14 protein-coding genes are annotated in these 14,811 nt (G+C 49.6%); 4 read left to right on the top strand and 10 right to left on the bottom strand.

Annotated features, from left to right (window positions below):
- Nucleotides 1-66: 66 nt before the first annotated feature.
- From proC to C1A11_RS07030, 5 genes are all read right to left on the bottom strand, one after another.
- Nucleotides 67-897, bottom strand: coding sequence for a pyrroline-5-carboxylate reductase (gene proC, locus C1A11_RS07050; protein ID WP_242965866.1), 831 nt, complete (start codon nt 895-897; stop codon nt 67-69).
- Nucleotides 898-943: 46 nt separating this feature from the next.
- A complete protein-coding gene (locus C1A11_RS07045) occupies nt 944-1,420 on the bottom strand; it encodes a hypothetical protein (RefSeq protein WP_102049780.1) in 477 nt (158 codons plus the stop codon).
- Nucleotides 1,421-1,560: 140 nt separating this feature from the next.
- Nucleotides 1,561-2,754 (bottom strand): sodium/glutamate symporter, encoded by a 1,194-nt coding sequence (gene gltS / locus C1A11_RS07040; protein ID WP_102051028.1) that lies wholly within the window; start codon nt 2,752-2,754, stop codon nt 1,561-1,563.
- A 114-nt stretch (nt 2,755-2,868) separates the two neighbouring features.
- Nucleotides 2,869-3,837, bottom strand: a complete 969-nt coding sequence (locus C1A11_RS07035) for an aminopeptidase (protein ID WP_102049779.1) — start codon at nt 3,835-3,837, stop codon at nt 2,869-2,871.
- 140 nt (nt 3,838-3,977) lie between these two features.
- Nucleotides 3,978-4,646, bottom strand: coding sequence for a GntR family transcriptional regulator (locus C1A11_RS07030; protein ID WP_180950277.1), 669 nt, complete (start codon nt 4,644-4,646; stop codon nt 3,978-3,980).
- Nucleotides 4,647-4,930: 284 nt separating this feature from the next.
- Between C1A11_RS07030 and C1A11_RS07025 the strand changes: the two genes are divergently transcribed.
- Nucleotides 4,931-5,788, top strand: coding sequence for a phosphatase PAP2 family protein (locus C1A11_RS07025; protein ID WP_180950276.1), 858 nt, complete (start codon nt 4,931-4,933; stop codon nt 5,786-5,788).
- A 126-nt stretch (nt 5,789-5,914) separates the two neighbouring features.
- Here the strand turns inward: C1A11_RS07025 and C1A11_RS07020 are convergent, their stop codons facing one another.
- Nucleotides 5,915-6,139 (bottom strand): DUF1653 domain-containing protein, encoded by a 225-nt coding sequence (locus C1A11_RS07020; RefSeq protein ID WP_102051027.1) that lies wholly within the window; start codon nt 6,137-6,139, stop codon nt 5,915-5,917.
- 252 nt (nt 6,140-6,391) lie between these two features.
- Between C1A11_RS07020 and C1A11_RS07015 the strand changes: the two genes are divergently transcribed.
- Nucleotides 6,392-8,818, top strand: a complete 2,427-nt coding sequence (locus C1A11_RS07015) for a M3 family oligoendopeptidase (protein WP_242965865.1) — start codon at nt 6,392-6,394, stop codon at nt 8,816-8,818.
- Between the two features lie 282 nt (nt 8,819-9,100).
- Complete coding sequence (locus C1A11_RS07010; RefSeq protein WP_102049776.1) at nt 9,101-9,988, top strand: DegV family protein; 888 nt, start codon at nt 9,101-9,103, stop codon at nt 9,986-9,988.
- 57 nt (nt 9,989-10,045) lie between these two features.
- Here C1A11_RS07010 and rfbB read toward each other — a convergent pair whose 3' ends face one another.
- From rfbB to C1A11_RS06990, 4 genes are all read right to left on the bottom strand, one after another.
- Entirely contained in the window at nt 10,046-11,101 is a 1,056-nt protein-coding gene (gene rfbB / locus C1A11_RS07005; RefSeq protein WP_102049775.1) for a dTDP-glucose 4,6-dehydratase, read from the bottom strand.
- A 35-nt stretch (nt 11,102-11,136) separates the two neighbouring features.
- A complete protein-coding gene (gene rfbD / locus C1A11_RS07000; protein WP_102049774.1) occupies nt 11,137-12,033 on the bottom strand; it encodes a dTDP-4-dehydrorhamnose reductase in 897 nt (298 codons plus the stop codon).
- Nucleotides 12,034-12,066: 33 nt separating this feature from the next.
- Nucleotides 12,067-12,951: a glucose-1-phosphate thymidylyltransferase RfbA gene (gene rfbA, locus C1A11_RS06995; protein WP_102049773.1), complete on the bottom strand. Its 885-nt coding sequence runs from the start codon at nt 12,949-12,951 to the stop codon at nt 12,067-12,069.
- A gap of 113 nt (nt 12,952-13,064) precedes the next feature.
- On the bottom strand, nt 13,065-13,844 hold the full coding sequence (locus C1A11_RS06990) for a glycosyltransferase family 2 protein (RefSeq protein WP_180950275.1): 780 nt from the start codon (nt 13,842-13,844) through the stop codon (nt 13,065-13,067).
- Between the two features lie 279 nt (nt 13,845-14,123).
- On the opposite strand from C1A11_RS06990, the gene C1A11_RS06985 reads away from it, so the two are divergent.
- Nucleotides 14,124-14,750: a lactate utilization protein gene (locus C1A11_RS06985; RefSeq protein WP_102049771.1), complete on the top strand. Its 627-nt coding sequence runs from the start codon at nt 14,124-14,126 to the stop codon at nt 14,748-14,750.
- Nucleotides 14,751-14,811 lie beyond the last annotated feature (61 nt).

The raw sequence follows: 14,811 nt of genomic DNA, 5'->3' as shown, positions 1-14,811 counted from the left end.
TTTTTATTTTATGATGTAAAGTCTTAGCTATTGCAGGCATTTGCCGCACTTTGCAAAAGTGGATGCTTATACTTTTTTTGCCTTTTCACCGCAGGCAATCATCGCTTCGATAACACTGCTGCGCAGACCTTTTTCTTCAAGTACCCGCACTGCTTCAATGGTGGTACCTTTGGGCGAGCAGACCATATCTTTCAGCTCACCGGGATGTTTGCCGGTCTCAAGCACCATTTTGGCTGCACCGTAAACCGACTGGGCCGCAAACTCGTATGCCATTGGCCGGGGCATACCTTGCAGCACGGCGGCGTCAGCCATCGCCTCAATAAACAGATAGACATAGGCGGGCGAAGAACCGCTTACCGCAACAACGGCGTCCATCAAACCTTCCGGAATCAGCTTCGCTTTACCAAAGCTGGACAGAATCGCCAGCACGTTCTCCATCTCCTGCTCGGTAACCGCCGCATTCTTGCAGGCTGCTGTCATGCCCTCGCGTACCATGGCGGGCGTATTCGGCATTGTGCGCACCAGCTTTACCGAATGGCCGAAAAGCTCTTCCAGCCGTGCCAATGTAAAACCAGGGGCAATGGTAACAAGCACCGTGTGCTCGTCCACCGCCGAAGCGATTTCCGCAATCACTTCAGGATATACCTGCGGTTTGACTGCCAGCACTACAACTTCGCAATTCTGAGCTACCTCGCGGTTATCCGCTGTAGTACAGATGCCGTAAGCTTTTTCTGCCGCTGTGCGAGTGGCCTCGGTGCGTGCAGAGGCCAGCACCTCCTGTGCGGGCACCAACCCAGAAGCTACAATTCCACCAATCATTGCTTTCGCCATATTGCCGCATCCGATAAAGCCTATCTTTTTCATTTCACCGTCTCCAATCGTTGCTTTGTGCCCCATTTTGGCCCTTCTCTATCGGGCTTAGCACGTTTCTCTTCTTTGGAGATTATACCACTCTGCCACTTTCAGTGGAAGAGGCGGCAACAAATTCCCGCAGGCGGCGTGTGAGTTCTTCGCTGTTTTCACAAAGCACTGTGCCTGTTTTATGCTCTGCCCATACCAAAATCGGCTCGCGGCCAAAAGCGCCGCTGTGCTTACTTTGCGGCTGTGCAAGGTAAAGCTCATGTCCTGCGCCTTCGTCCAGCACAAGCAGTCCCTGCACTTCAAAACCTGCTTTGTCCGCTTCTTTTTCTACTCCTCCGCGGCATTGCAGATAGCTTTGAGGGTTGCTTTGATACTCTGGATTACTGTTCGCCAGCACGGTATATAAAAATGGCAGATACCCACTTTGCATATTCGTTTGCTCAATTTCCAATGTCGGAAAACCGCTGCGCAAAAAAGCGACCAGCTCGCGCGAAGAAGCGCTGCAAAAAAGTTCATCTCCGGCTTCCACTAAATATCCATTCTCGTCCAGTTTTTGCATTTATAACATCCCTTCTATCTACCGCTCAAGTTATTTTACAGCTATTATTTGCATTTTAATACGGTTCTATTTTACCACAAGCACCCAAAACAAAACAGAGCAGCAGCACTGCGGCCTCTGCTCTGTTTTTCTGGATGCGCTTAAATCGCTATATTCATAAATACTGTAATAACAATGCTGTTAAAGAAGTTAATAAACAAACTGCCCACCAATGGAACGATGAAGAACGCTTCTGGCGATTCGCCATAAGTGTCGGAAAGGGTTTTCATGTTTGCCATTGCAGTAGGCACTGCGCCGAGGCCAAAGCCGCAATGTCCGCTTGCCATCATCGCCGCTGTAAAATCTTTGCCCATCAGCGGGAAGGTGACAAAGATGGCAATGAGCACCATAAGTACAACCTGGCACACCAGCAAAATAATCATCGGAATCGCCAGATCCACCAGCTGCCACAGTTTCATCGTCATCATTGTAATGGCAAGGAAAAGCAGCAAAGAGATGTTGCCAATAATATTAATTGCTTCATGCCGAATTTTAATCTTTGGCACAACATCTGCGATATTGGTAAACAGTGCTGAGGCAAGCATCGCGCCTACCGAAGCTGGGAAACTGAGGCCTGTCTTTTTCAGCAGTACAGAGATCATGCTGCCCAGTGCCATTGCCAGCAAAATTTGATAAGTAGCTGCCAAAAAGTCCTTTTCCGTCAGTGCGGTTTTATCGGCGCTGACAGTAGCGGATTTTTCCATTGCTTTGCGCTGCAGCGGAGAAAGGCCACATTTCTTTTCTGCAAGGTAACGCCCAACCGGGCCGCCAATCAAACTGCCTGCGACCAGGCCAAAGGTAGCTGCCGCCAGCGCGATGGTGGATGCACCGGAAAGGCCGAGAGCCTCAAGTTCAGGCGCAAAGGTTGCCGAGGTGCCATGTCCACCCGTCATCGGGATAGAACCGGTGGCAAGGCCAATCAGCGGATTGATGCCGAGCAGGCTTGCCACACCAACGCCCAGCGCGTTTTGCAGCACAACCGCCAACACCGCAATGGCCAGATATTTGAATACTTTGATGCCGCCTTTGCGCAGCACTGTAATGCTGGCGGTAAAGCCAATGCCCGCATAAAACGCCAGCGAGAAAAAGTCTTTTAAAACACCGTCAAATTTAAATTCGCAAACGCCAGCACTGTAAAGTATTGTCGCCAAAACAGTAAAAACCAACCCGCCAATGACAGGTACCGGGATACAGAATTTGCGCAAAATCGCACTTTTATTTTTAATCCATTCGCCGAGCATCAAAACCAGAACCGCAAGACCACAGGTATAATATACATTAAGATCTATTACCATAAATTCACCACAGCCCAAAAGGAGCCATGGCCACACCTTCCTCTCTGTTTGACTTCGTTCGTATCGTGTTTTTGTTCGCGAGATTTTTTATTTTAATTTGATGGGACGGTGTCGTCACACCATAACTACACCATCTTTTAAGATTACCACACCATCGGCTTCGATAGTGGCTTTGTGCATAATCAAGTCGTAATGGCAAGCTGCTTTTACCGTGCCGCCTAAGGTAATGCTGGTGCCGATGCCAATGTGCACAGAGCCATAAACGCCCTCATCCTCCAGCATAAACCCGATAAAGCTGCAATTGGGGTTAAGGCCTACGCCAAGCTCTGCAACATTATAAACATTGGGGTCATTTTTCGCTTCCAAATCACGAATCAGCATCTCTGCCTGTTCGCCGCCTTCGATTGAAATGATTTTGCCGTTTTCCACCTTGCAGCGGATTTCTTCTTTCAGCAAACCAATGCCAATATAAGGGACGCTGGCGTCTACTACGATAGTGCCCTGCGCTGTTCCCTCAAGCGGCGAGGTGTTCGCCTCTACTGTCGGCACCGGGGCAAACTCTCCCGGCTCTACCATGCAATACATAGCGTTGTACCGGCGGCCTTCGGCGCTAAAAGTAAGGTCAGTACCTGCACGGGTGGTAAGGTGTACTTTTTTTGCGCCGCCTAAACGCTGTGCAATGGCTTTGCAATCCCGTGCTGCTGCTGGAAAATCTGCCTCCAGGCCGCCGTGTACCATCATCGCCTCGCTGAACTGGGTCAGCATAATACCGCGAGAGCCTGCTGCACAGGCATCTTTAACGGCATGGGTATGAGTTATGGATTTACCTACAACGCATACGAAAGCGTCGCTTTCTTTCATTGCCGCGGCAACAGGTGCCGGTGGTTCCTGACCGTCCCGGTCGCGCGCCGGCATCACGATAAGTACTGGCTCCGCTTTTGCCGCATACATCGCAGTAGCAACACTTTTTGCAATAGAAAGCTTTGCTGCTTCGGTGACAATCACTACCTTTTCGCCCGGTTTTACGCCAACACATACATTGGCAACGGTTGCGGCGCCGCGCGCCATTAGAATCTGTTCCATAATACTCCACCTTTACTATAAAAAATATTCTATAGAGTTTTATCTTAAAAAATAAAACTCTAATTTCCACGTTATATTTTCTATTTAAAATATTCTATAGAATTTATCTTTAAAAAAGTTCGCCCTTTTCGGGCGTAACTTTATTCTTTTTCGGTTTGCTTTAAACTGTATTCAAAGCCCTTACGGATATGGCTGGACAGTACTTCTTCCGCACGGGCGGTATCTCGGCTTTCAAGTGCCTCTAATAAACGCGCATGCTCTTTAATAATCTCTGCACGGCGTAAATTATCGCTTGCAGAAACGTTGCGCTCTCTAAGCGTTACCGTGCTTAACTGCCCTATCATAAGCTGAAGCTTTGAGTTTCCGCTGCCTTTAATCCATACATCGTGAATGGCTGAGCTGGTGCGCACAAATTCGGAGATATCGGTGGTGGTGCGCGCTGCATGAATCATATAACGTAGCGCATCCAACTCTTTCTCAGTCATTTTTTCCATAAACAAGCGCAGAGCCAACAGCTCGAGTACCTCGCGGCATTGGCAGTTTTCCAACGCGGCTTGCTTAGAAAACCCCTGAACCACAGCGCCTTTCCACGGGTCAATCTGGATAAGCCCCTCCATCGAAAGCATACGAAACGCCTCACGCACAGGGGTAGCAGAAACGCCTAGTTGTTTGCCCATTTGCACTTCGGAAAGTTTTGCGCCCGCCGGGATGTCCCCTTTTAAAATCGAGTGCTTTATTGCCTCATAAACGGTGCGGTTCAAAGTTTGCCTTTTTACGCGCTTAACCGTAAACTCTTGTTGTTCTTCCATGGTTTTAGGGTCCTTTCGCGGGCAGCACATTTTATTGGGTGCTGCGTAAAAATCTGGTTTGCAATTACATTCTATAGAATATGGAATGATAAATCAATGTTTTTTGTAGTACACTATCGTTTTTTGGAGAATCCACTAAAGATTGCTGCGCTCTACTTGCTACAATGCCCAATCTTAAATGCAGATTGCTTTTACTTCTATCTCCAAAAGCACCTTCTGAACGTTAATTTGTACAAGCTGTAAATAATATGGTATACTTTTGCTACATTTCGGAGGTGCTATCGTTGAAAAAATCAGAAAAAATCAGCTTTGCGCTGTTGGGTCTTCTTGCAGTTGGCCTAATGGTCGTGGCATTACGGTACGACCTGGCGCTCGACCATATGCTGTTTTCCCCGCAAAACCCGTTCGCTATCATTATGGAAGCATTCTGCTTTTGGCCGCTCTATCTGCCTTTCGCTCTGCTTGGCATTGTTTGGGCAAATCTTTACCCCGGCGACGTGCGCCGCATCTTGGGCGATTTATTTGTCGTGCTTACCTTTGGCGCGCTGCTTTTTCTTTCGCTGCCAAACCTTGCAAAGCGCGGGCTTACCAATGGCTACAGTTCACCGCTCGGCATTCTTTTAACTTTTGTACTGACGCTTGCTTCCATTAAGCTTGCAGGCCGCTGGCAGAAAGCGACCTTGCTGCGGATGGAATTCCTGGCAAAATTCGGCATTTTATTTTGCATCTTAAATAATGTCATCATCCATTTGATGAAAGGGCTTTGGACCCGTATGCGTTACGACGACATGGCAAAGCTCGGAGATTTTTCTTCTTTTACTCCGTGGGTGCGGTTTGGCGAGGTTGCCGGCAATACCAGCTTTCCCTCTGGACACACCGCTGCTGCCTGTGGCATTTTAGTGCTTTTGCTGCTGCCCCGCCTGTTTGCAAAACTACGCGGCAAAGAGCTGCTCTTGCTCGTTATCTGTTACGGATATATCGCCCTTTCAGGCTTCTCACGCCTGGTCATTGGGCGCCATTATCTGTCTGACACGGTGGCCGCGGCCACCATCATTACACTGCTTTTTCTTGCACTTACCGCTCTGCCAATCTTCCGAAAAAAGCTGGAAGAAACCAACCGTAAGGCAGACGCCATAGAATAATCTCACATAAACCACAGCGCCTTTGGAAAGCTAAGGCAGTACCTACAATTCCAAAGAACAAGCGAGCTCGCTTGTTCTTTGATGAATACTGTAGTGTGTTGCGCACATTCCAAAGGCGCTGTTTTTTTATTCTGCTTCTCTTACCCAGCAAAAGCGCGGTGCTGTTTTGCCGTCACGCTCGATGATTTCGTTCCACATCGCAGCCGGGCGCACCCAAATGCCGCGCTCGCCATATAGGGCTTGGTATACCACCAACAGCTCGCGGGTTTCGCTGTGCTGCGCCGTGCAAATCAGCCGGTACTCATTGCCTTTAAAATGCCGGTAAATGCCCGGTCTGAACTCCTGTTCCATCTGGTCGACTCCTTTTTGCGGCAGCGTATCGCTTGTGGCTTGCTGCCGCTTTTTGTTGTTTACTGCTGTGGACAAGATGTAATGCAAAATATTTGCGAAAACATAGCGCAAGCAGTCGAACTATTTTAAAGTATAGCCAAAACTTCTGTGTTTGCAAAGCAGATTTTTTGAGGTACAATAAAATCGTTACTTTTTGCCAATATTTGAAAAAGAGCGTGGCATTCGGCCAGGCTCTCTTGTAAAGGAGAATTTATGGATCAGGCCCGTTTTGCTGCACTTTGCGCCGAGGAACTGTCTGCCGCGGAGGGCGGCATCGGCACATTGGGAGAAAAACGGCTGCACGCCGTGCTCAAACGTTATTACGAGCCGCGCGCAGAATACCGTGAGGTGCGGGCTGGCCGGTACGTTGCCGACATCTGCAACGAAAATGGCATTATCGAAATTCAGACAGGCAGCTTTTCTGCGCTGCGCAAAAAATTGCCTGCGCTGTTGGCGCAATATCCTGTTACACTGATCCATCCCTTGCCAGCCACAAAGACAATCCAGTGGATTGCCCCGGATAGTGGGCTTGTGAGTGAGCCGCGCCGCTCGCCGAAAAAGGGTGCGTGGATTGATGCCTGCTACCAGCTTTGCTTTGCCGCTGATTTGCTTACCCTGCCGGGGCTGACTATACAGCTTTTGCTGGTGGACCTTGACGAATACCGTTTGCAAAATGGATGGGGCAACGACGGAAAGCGAGGCAGCACACGGCACGAACGGCTGCCAAGCGCTCTCTCCGCCGAGCTTACACTGCGCTGCCCCGCAGATTACCTTGCGCTTTTGCCTTCGGGCTTGCCAGACCCGTTCACCACCACCGACCTGCGACGCGCTGCAAAACGCAGTGCTACCCTAGCCGCCAAAGCGGTACGAGTATTACTTGCCGTCGGCGCCATTGAAAAGTGCGGAAAACGCAAAAACAGTATTTTGTATACCTACTCGAAAGGAGTTTTATCAATGAAATTATCTGATATGACCTATACCCGTCCCGACCTTTCTAAAATGCTTGAGGAGCTCAAACAGCTTTGCCAGCGGATGGAGAAAGCGGATGAAAAAGAGGCTTTTGATATCTTCGAAGCCTACGAAGCAATCTCGGACCGCTGGGCCACCGAAGCGACGCTTGCTTCTATTCGGCACACCTGTGACACCCGTGACGCTTTTTACGATGCAGAGAATGACTTTTTTGATGAGTCTTCCCCGCTTGTGGCAGATGCTGCAAACACACTTAATCGCTTACTGCTGAAAAGCGAACATCGTCCGGCTTTAGAAGCCAAATTCGGCAAACTGCTTTTCCAAAAGCTTGAAATTGCCTCAAAATCCATTTGCGAAGCTATCATTCCGCTGATGCAGCAGGAAAACGCGCTGACCAGCCGCTACGAAAAGCTTTACGCAAGTGCACAAATCCACTTCGATGGTAAGCTGCTTACCGTTCCCCAGATGGCTCCTTATAAGGAATCCCCCGACCGCAGCGTACGCCGTGCAGCTATGATCGCTGAGGGCGAGTGGTTTGATGCGCATCGCGCCGAGTTTGACGAGATTTACACTAAGATGGTAGAAAACCGCACAGCTCAGGCAAAACAAATGGGCTACGATAACTATATTCCCCTCGGCTATCTTCGCATGAACCGCATCGGCTACGGTCAAAAAGAGGTGGAAGCATATCGCGAAGCGGTGGCCAATGAGCTGGTGCCGGTGGTGGCCGAGCTAAAAGAGCTGCAACGCAAACGCATCGGCGCAGAAAAACTTTGCTATTACGATGACGGTTTTCGTTTTGCAGAAGGCAACGCCGCCCCCTACGGCACACCGGAAGAGATTCTGGCTGCTGGCAAAAAAATGTACCACGAGCTTTCACCCGAAACGGCAAAATTCATCGACTTTATGTTTGATGGCGATTTGTTTGATGTTCTCTCCCGCGAGGGCAAAGCACCGGGCGGCTATTGCACCTATATTCCAGAATATCATGCACCTTTTATCTTCTCTAACTTTAACGCCACTGCGGACGATGTGGACGTGCTGACCCATGAAGCGGGCCATGCTTTTGCAGCTTACCTTGCCGCAGGCCAAAAACTGCCCTCCGCCCTGCGTGAGCCGGGCCTTGAGTCTTGCGAAATCCACAGCATGAGCATGGAATTTTTGACCAGCGACTACCACCACCTCTTCTTTGCAGAGGACACAGCGCGCTACCAGCTTGCCCATGCCGAGGCAGCCATCAGCTTTCTGCCTTATGGCTGCATGGTAGACGAATTCCAGCACTTAGTCTACGCTTCGCCGAATGCAACACCGGAAGAGCGAAACGCCTTTTGGGCCAAGCTGGAGAAAAAATATCGCCCTTGGATTGATTTTGAATCGTTGCCCTTTTATGGGCGCGGCGCTGGCTGGCAGCGTCAGCTTCACATTTACGAGCTGCCTTTTTATTATATTGATTATTGCTTGGCACAAACAGTGGCGCTGCAATTCTTCGCTGCATTTTTGAAAGATAAAGAAAACGCCTGGCAGCGCTACCTGGCACTAACCAACCTCGCCGGTACCCGAACCTACACCGAGCTCGTTACCTCTGCCGGGTTCCGCACCCCATTTGAGCCGGGTGCTGTGAAAGAAGTTGCGGTTACAGTAGCTGATTGGATTAAAACGCACCAAATTTAACAGTATGCTTCAGCACACAAGCGGTTTATAGCCCCAAATATCCCTATGCAACCGGGCAAAATTTGCAGCAGATAGTTTCTCTTCTTGCCTTTTATGTACTACCTGCTGCGTTACATTTACACTACAGCACAAGGCATAATATATAATCATTTTTCGCCAATAGGATATCGTAACGGCCTGTTCTGGAATAACGAAAATAATTTGACACAATATAAATATCCTTGTATAATGATTTTAAAAATTATATTGCTTTTTTAAAAGCAATCGAAGTGAGGAAATACGATGGCACAGTTTGTTTTAACCTGTTGCTCGACCGCTGATTTGCCTGCCGAGTATTTTGAGGCTCACCAAATCCCTTGGCTTGCCTTTCATTTTACCCTCGACGGGCAAGACTATGAAGATGACCTCGGTAAGAGTGTCTCCTTTGACCAATTTTACGAACGCATCGCCCACGGGGCAGAGCCGGTTACTTCTCAGGTGAATATTTCGCAGTATGAAGGCTGTTGGGAGCCGTTTTTACAAGAGGGCAAGGATATTTTACATCTCACTTTGAGCACCGGACTTTCCGGGACGTTTAACTCGGCCTGCATTGCGCGTGACCAGCTTTTAGAAAAATATCCGGAACGACAGATCTTTGTCATTGATTCCCTTGGCGCATCTTCCGGCTATGGACTTTTGGTGGACACCGCATGCAGCTTGCGAGATGCAGGTGCTTCGATTACCGAGGCAGCAGACTGGATAACCCAGCATCGTCTGCGGCTGCATCACTGGTTTTTTTCCACTGACCTTACCAGCTATCTGCGGGGCGGCCGTATCTCCAAAACAGCCTATGCGTTCGGCACAATGCTCGGCATCTGCCCACTGCTGAATATGGACCACCTCGGCAGATTGATTCCTCGCGATAAGTACCGTGGCAAAAAACATGTCATTCAAGAAATCGTCAAGCGCATGGAACAGCACGCTGACGGTGGACTGGATTACAGCGGCAAATGCTTTATTTCAAACTCTGCCTGCTATGTCGATGCCCGTGCCGTAGCAGACCTTATTGAAGCAAGATTTAAAAAGTTAGACGGAAAAGTTATGATTAATAGTGTAGGCACCACAATTGGCAGCCACACCGGCCCCGGAACGGTTGCGCTCTTCTTTTTCGGCGACGAGCGGAAAGACTAAAATAATAGAAAAAAAAGAAAAGGCCGCAGTTGTAAAACTGCGGTCTTTTTGTTTTGCTTATTTGCCTTTGTACATATCAGCGTAGTAGTTCTGGTACGCGCCGCTGGTCACGCGCTCCATCCACTCGGTGTTTGCAAGATACCAGTCAATGGTCAGCTCAATACCCTTTTCAAACGGGGTCTCCGGATACCAACCCAGCTCGTCTTTGATTTTCTGCGGGTCGATGCCATAACGGCGGTCGTGGCCCTTACGGTCCTCGACATATTTGATGAGGCTCTCATCAATGGTCTTGTCGTACTTGCCGGCAAGGCTCTCGATGATTTTTTTAACGATGAAAATATTGGGGCGCTCGTTGTGGCCTCCAACATTGTAAACTTCGCCGTCACGGCCGTTTTCTGCTACCATATCAATGGCTTTGCAGTGGTCTTCCACATACAGCCAGTCGCGTACGTTCATACCATCTCCGTAAACCGGCAGTGCTTTTTTCTGCTTAGCGTTGTTGATAATCAGCGGAATCAGTTTTTCCGGGAACTGATACGGGCCGTAATTGTTCGAGCAGCGAGTAATGTTCACCGGGAAGCCGTAGGTGTCATGGAATGCCATGACGAACATATCTGCGCTTGCCTTGCTCGCAGAATAGGGGCTGTGCGGGCAAAGCGGTGTGGTTTCCATAAAGAACCCATCATCGCCCAAGCTGCCGTATACCTCATCAGTAGAAACCTGCAGATATTTTTTGCCTGCTTTGAAGCCTTCGCCTTCTGCCCATGCGTTTTTCGCGCACTGCAGCATATTCACAGTGCCGCCAACGTTGGTATCCACAAAGATTTCAGGATTTTTGATGCTGCGGTCTACATGGCTTTCTGCTGCAAAGTTGATGACATAATCGAAGTCATATTCTGCAAACAGTTTGCTGATTGCTTCGCGGTCACAGATGTCTGCCTGTACAAAAACATGGCGCTCGTCGCCCTCAATCTCTTTCAGGTTTTCGAGGTTGCCCGCATAGGTCAGTTTGTCTACGTTTACAATTTTGATGTCTTTATGCTTTTTCAGCATATACAGCACAAAGTTAGAGCCGATGAAGCCTGCGCCACCGGTTACGAGGTATGTTTTCATATTCGCACTCCTGTTTTTAGTATATCTTATTACAATTAATACTCGTGGTAATTGTCAAAGAAACAAGCAAGCGCTTCTTTCCAGTCGCGCATATCGTTGCCCACGCTGCAGCGCAGCATTTTATTATCCAGCGCAGAGAAAGCGGGGCGGCTGGCTGCTTCTGGGTGTGCCGCTGCATATCCTGCACTGGTGCAGGGGGTAACCGTGGCATCAATGCCCGCAAGGCGGATAATCTCTGCCGCAAAATCATACCAGCTGCAGGTGCCTTCGCCGGTGCAGTGATAAACACCGTACTCGGTAGTAGCCGCCAGCTTTAGGATATGGTGCGCAAGATCTGCGGCGTTGGTCGGGTTGCCCAGCTGATCGCTGACCACCGTCAGTGCGCCGTTTGCCTTGCCATACTTCAGCATCGTTTTCACAAAATTGTTGCCGGCGTAGCCATACAGCCACGCGGTGCGCAAAATGAAATAACGGCTGCAGAACTCACGTACGTATGCCTCGCCCAGCAGCTTGGTTTTGCCATACATGCTGATGGGATCCGGCAGATCATATTCGCTGCGCGGCTCCTGCTCGGTGCCCGCGAATACATAGTCGGTAGAAATATGAATCAGCTTGGCACCAACCTCTTCGCAGCAGATTGCGAGGTTGCGCGGGCCCAATGCATTTACAGCAAAGGCTGCGTCGCGCTCCACTTCGCATTTATCTACATTGGTGTAGGCCGAACAGTTAATCACCACATCCGGCTTTTCTGTCTGCAATACACGGCGGCAGGAGGCCTGCTTTGTGATATCCAGCGTGTCTACATCATAAGAGCAGACCTCTGCACCCAGCAACTCGATAGGCAGAATGCCCAGCTCACTTTTGCCGTGCTCAAGCACACGGCGCAGCTCGGTGCCCAGTTGTCCTGCTGCACCGCTGATGAGTATTTTCATCTTAAAACCTTCTTTCGGTTAGAACTTTGGCTTTTAATAGCGTACGCGGCCTTCGGCTACACGCTTCAAATGTTCACCGTACGGAGATTTGCCATATCTTTCAGCAGACTCCATCAGTTTTTCTTTATTGATCCAGCCATTGATATAAGCGATTTCTTCAAGTGCGGAGATTTTGATGCTCTGCCGCTTTTCGAGGGTACGGACAAAATCAGCAGCATCTACCAGGCTGTCCATCGTGCCGGTATCCAGCCACGCAAAACCACGGCCTAAGCGCTGCACATCAAGGGTTCCATCGTTGAGGTACATTTCATTCAGGGTCGTAATTTCCAGTTCACCACGAGCAGAGGGTTTGACCTGCTTTGCAAGCTCTACCACGCGCTTGTCGTAGAAATAAAGGCCGGTAATTGCGTAGTTAGACTTCGGCTCTGCGGGCTTTTCCTCTACCGAAAGAGCTTTGCCGTTTTCATCGAATTCAACCACACCAAAACGTTCCGGGTCGTTGACGTAGTAGCCAAATACGGTAGCGCGGCCACTCTTTGCATTCGCAACTGCCTCACGCAGAATTTGACCAAAGCCGGCACCGTAGAAAATATTGTCGCCGAGTACCATTGCGCACTCTTCGTCGCCAATAAACTCTTCGCCCAACAAAAATGCCTGTGCAAGGCCGTCGGGGGAGGGCTGAACCTTATAAGAAAGGCTGATGCCGAACTGGCTGCCATCGCCCAGCAGTGCCTCGAAACGAGGGGTGTCTGTGGGGGTGGAGATAATTAGGATATCTTTGATGCCTGCGAGCATCAGGGTGGAAAGCGGGTAGTAAATCATCGGTTTGTCATAGACGGGCAGCAACTGTTTGCTGGTCACCATCGTCAGCGGGTACAGACGAGTGCCTGCACCTCCTGCAAGTACAATGCCTTTCATGATAAGTTCCTTCCTTTCGGGAAACTGCCGTACTATTGACCGGCTTTCCCATTTACTTAAAATTAATTTTTATTAGATAAAACTGTTTCGCCTGGCGATACAGTCAAAGCTCGCTATTTCAAATGAAAGCCCCATTTGCAAAAATACCGTCCCATACTTTGCAGCTGCATGAAAAAATGCTTGCGGCTGCGGGTGGTATTGCGGTGCCAAGCATGGTGAACATAAGTGGACGGCACAAAAACAACGCGTCCTTTTGCCATTGCCTTACGGGTGATATCCGCATCTTCCACATACATAAAATAGTCTTCGTCAAATCCGCCTATTTCACGAAATACCGAAGTTCGAATCACAAAAAAGCAACCGCTGCAAAACTGAATGTCCTGTTCGCGGGTCAGGTCTTCATCCAGCATCAGGTAATGGTCTTCATACTTTTTCAAAAAGCCAAGATGAAGCTGCCGTGCTAAAAGTGCCAGAAAAGTGGGGGCACGTTTTGCGGTATGCTGCGGTGTATCATCGGGAAAGCGCAGCTGCGGTGTGACCATCACAACATCGGGGTGCTCGTCCAGATACTGGCAAAGCGTGCCTAATACGTCGTGGTCAATTGTAATGTCGGGGTTAATCACTGCGTGGTAGTCACTTTGCAGCTTGGGAATGACCGTGTTGTGCCCCGACCCAAAGCCGATGTTATTGGGCAAGCAGTTCACTGTCACATGCGGGATGCCGTCAAATTCTCGTTGTAGCAAAGCCGCAGAATCATCTGGCGAAGCGTTATCTATCACATAAAAGGTGAGGTCGCAAGAATTGGAATTTGCAAGGATGCTGCGCACCCCATCTGCTGCTTCCTCTGCGCCGCCGTACACCACCATTGCGGCGCTTACATTATATTTTTGCATAGTTTCCTGCCGTTTCTCTGCCGGCGGTGTTGGGGCCGCGTCCGCTTTGCAAAAACATGAGCGACTGTGCCCCGCAAGCCGGGTGCGAAATTTTGTTTTGTGCTGCCGCGCTGGCGGTTTTGCCATTGCTAAGCACAGCCTGGTCAGAATCGTTACAATTATACCATTCTGCCTGGGTTTTATCAATGCCTCATGCACTTTTGTCTCTTGTTTTTTGGGCTTTTGTATATTATCATAACAGAAGAAGCAAATTGTTTTACCACAACAGGGAGGACAAATATGGGAGTAAAAGACGAGCGCGTTGAGCGCACCATGGCGGCTTTGATGCGCAACCGCATGGAAGCCTATTTTGTAGAGACAAAAGACGAGGTCGTACAGATGGTCGGCCGCCTGCTGAATGAAGGCGACACCGTCTCCTGCGGGGGCTCGGTCACCTTGGCAGAAACAGGCGTGATGGACCTGCTGCGCAGCGGCGAATATGAATTTTTAGACCGCGGAGCCCCCGACCTTACCCCGGAAGAAATCGGCGAAATTTACCGCGACACCTTCTATGCAGACGCATTTGTCACCAGCACCAACGCGGTAACCGAAGAAGGCGAACTGTATAACGTGGATGGCAATGCCAACCGCATTGCTGCTATGACCTTTGGCCCTAAAAGCGTCATCGTGGTCGCCGGCATCAATAAAATCGTTAAAGATACGCACGAAGCTGCGCGCAGGGTGAAAACGGTCGCCGCGCCTAAAAACGCACAGCGGCTTTCTTGCAAAACGCCTTGCGCCACCACCGGCGAATGTTGTGACTGCCGCAGCCCCGAGCGCATCTGCTGCACTACAGCAATTCACCGCTTTCAGCGTATTCCCGGCCGCATTAAGGTTATTCTGGTCGGCGATACGCTTGGCTATTAATCAAACGTAAAAACAAGCAAAACAAAAGAGGTACAAAACCAATGCAGCTACACTGGTTTTG

It is taken from the genome of Pygmaiobacter massiliensis (assembly GCF_900199435.1).
GTDB lineage: Bacteria > Bacillota > Clostridia > Oscillospirales > Ruminococcaceae > Pygmaiobacter > Pygmaiobacter massiliensis.
Note: the sequence above shows the minus strand (reverse complement) of the source record. Positions and strands in the feature narration are given on the sequence as shown.

Bases quoted from the DNA above. Each gene is read 5' to 3' on its own strand.
- rfbA (WP_102049773.1), bottom strand. From the start codon at position 12,951: ATGAAAGGCATTGTACTTGCAGGAGGTGCAGGCACTCGTCTGTACCCG.
- C1A11_RS06985 (WP_102049771.1), top strand. From the start codon at position 14,124: ATGGGAGTAAAAGACGAGCGCGTTGAGCGCACCATGGCGGCTTTGATG.
- C1A11_RS07020 (WP_102051027.1), bottom strand. From the start codon at position 6,139: ATGGAACAGGAGTTCAGACCGGGCATTTACCGGCATTTTAAAGGCAAT.
- proC (WP_242965866.1), bottom strand. From the start codon at position 897: ATGGGGCACAAAGCAACGATTGGAGACGGTGAAATGAAAAAGATAGGC.
- C1A11_RS06990 (WP_180950275.1), bottom strand. From the start codon at position 13,844: ATGCAAAAATATAATGTAAGCGCCGCAATGGTGGTGTACGGCGGCGCA.
- C1A11_RS07035 (WP_102049779.1), bottom strand. From the start codon at position 3,837: ATGGAACAGATTCTAATGGCGCGCGGCGCCGCAACCGTTGCCAATGTA.
- rfbD (WP_102049774.1), bottom strand. From the start codon at position 12,033: ATGAAAATACTCATCAGCGGTGCAGCAGGACAACTGGGCACCGAGCTG.
- rfbB (WP_102049775.1), bottom strand. From the start codon at position 11,101: ATGAAAACATACCTCGTAACCGGTGGCGCAGGCTTCATCGGCTCTAAC.
- C1A11_RS07015 (WP_242965865.1), top strand. From the start codon at position 6,392: ATGGATCAGGCCCGTTTTGCTGCACTTTGCGCCGAGGAACTGTCTGCC.
- C1A11_RS07010 (WP_102049776.1), top strand. From the start codon at position 9,101: ATGGCACAGTTTGTTTTAACCTGTTGCTCGACCGCTGATTTGCCTGCC.
- C1A11_RS07045 (WP_102049780.1), bottom strand. From the start codon at position 1,420: ATGCAAAAACTGGACGAGAATGGATATTTAGTGGAAGCCGGAGATGAA.
- C1A11_RS07030 (WP_180950277.1), bottom strand. From the start codon at position 4,646: ATGGAAGAACAACAAGAGTTTACGGTTAAGCGCGTAAAAAGGCAAACT.
- gltS (WP_102051028.1), bottom strand. From the start codon at position 2,754: ATGGTAATAGATCTTAATGTATATTATACCTGTGGTCTTGCGGTTCTG.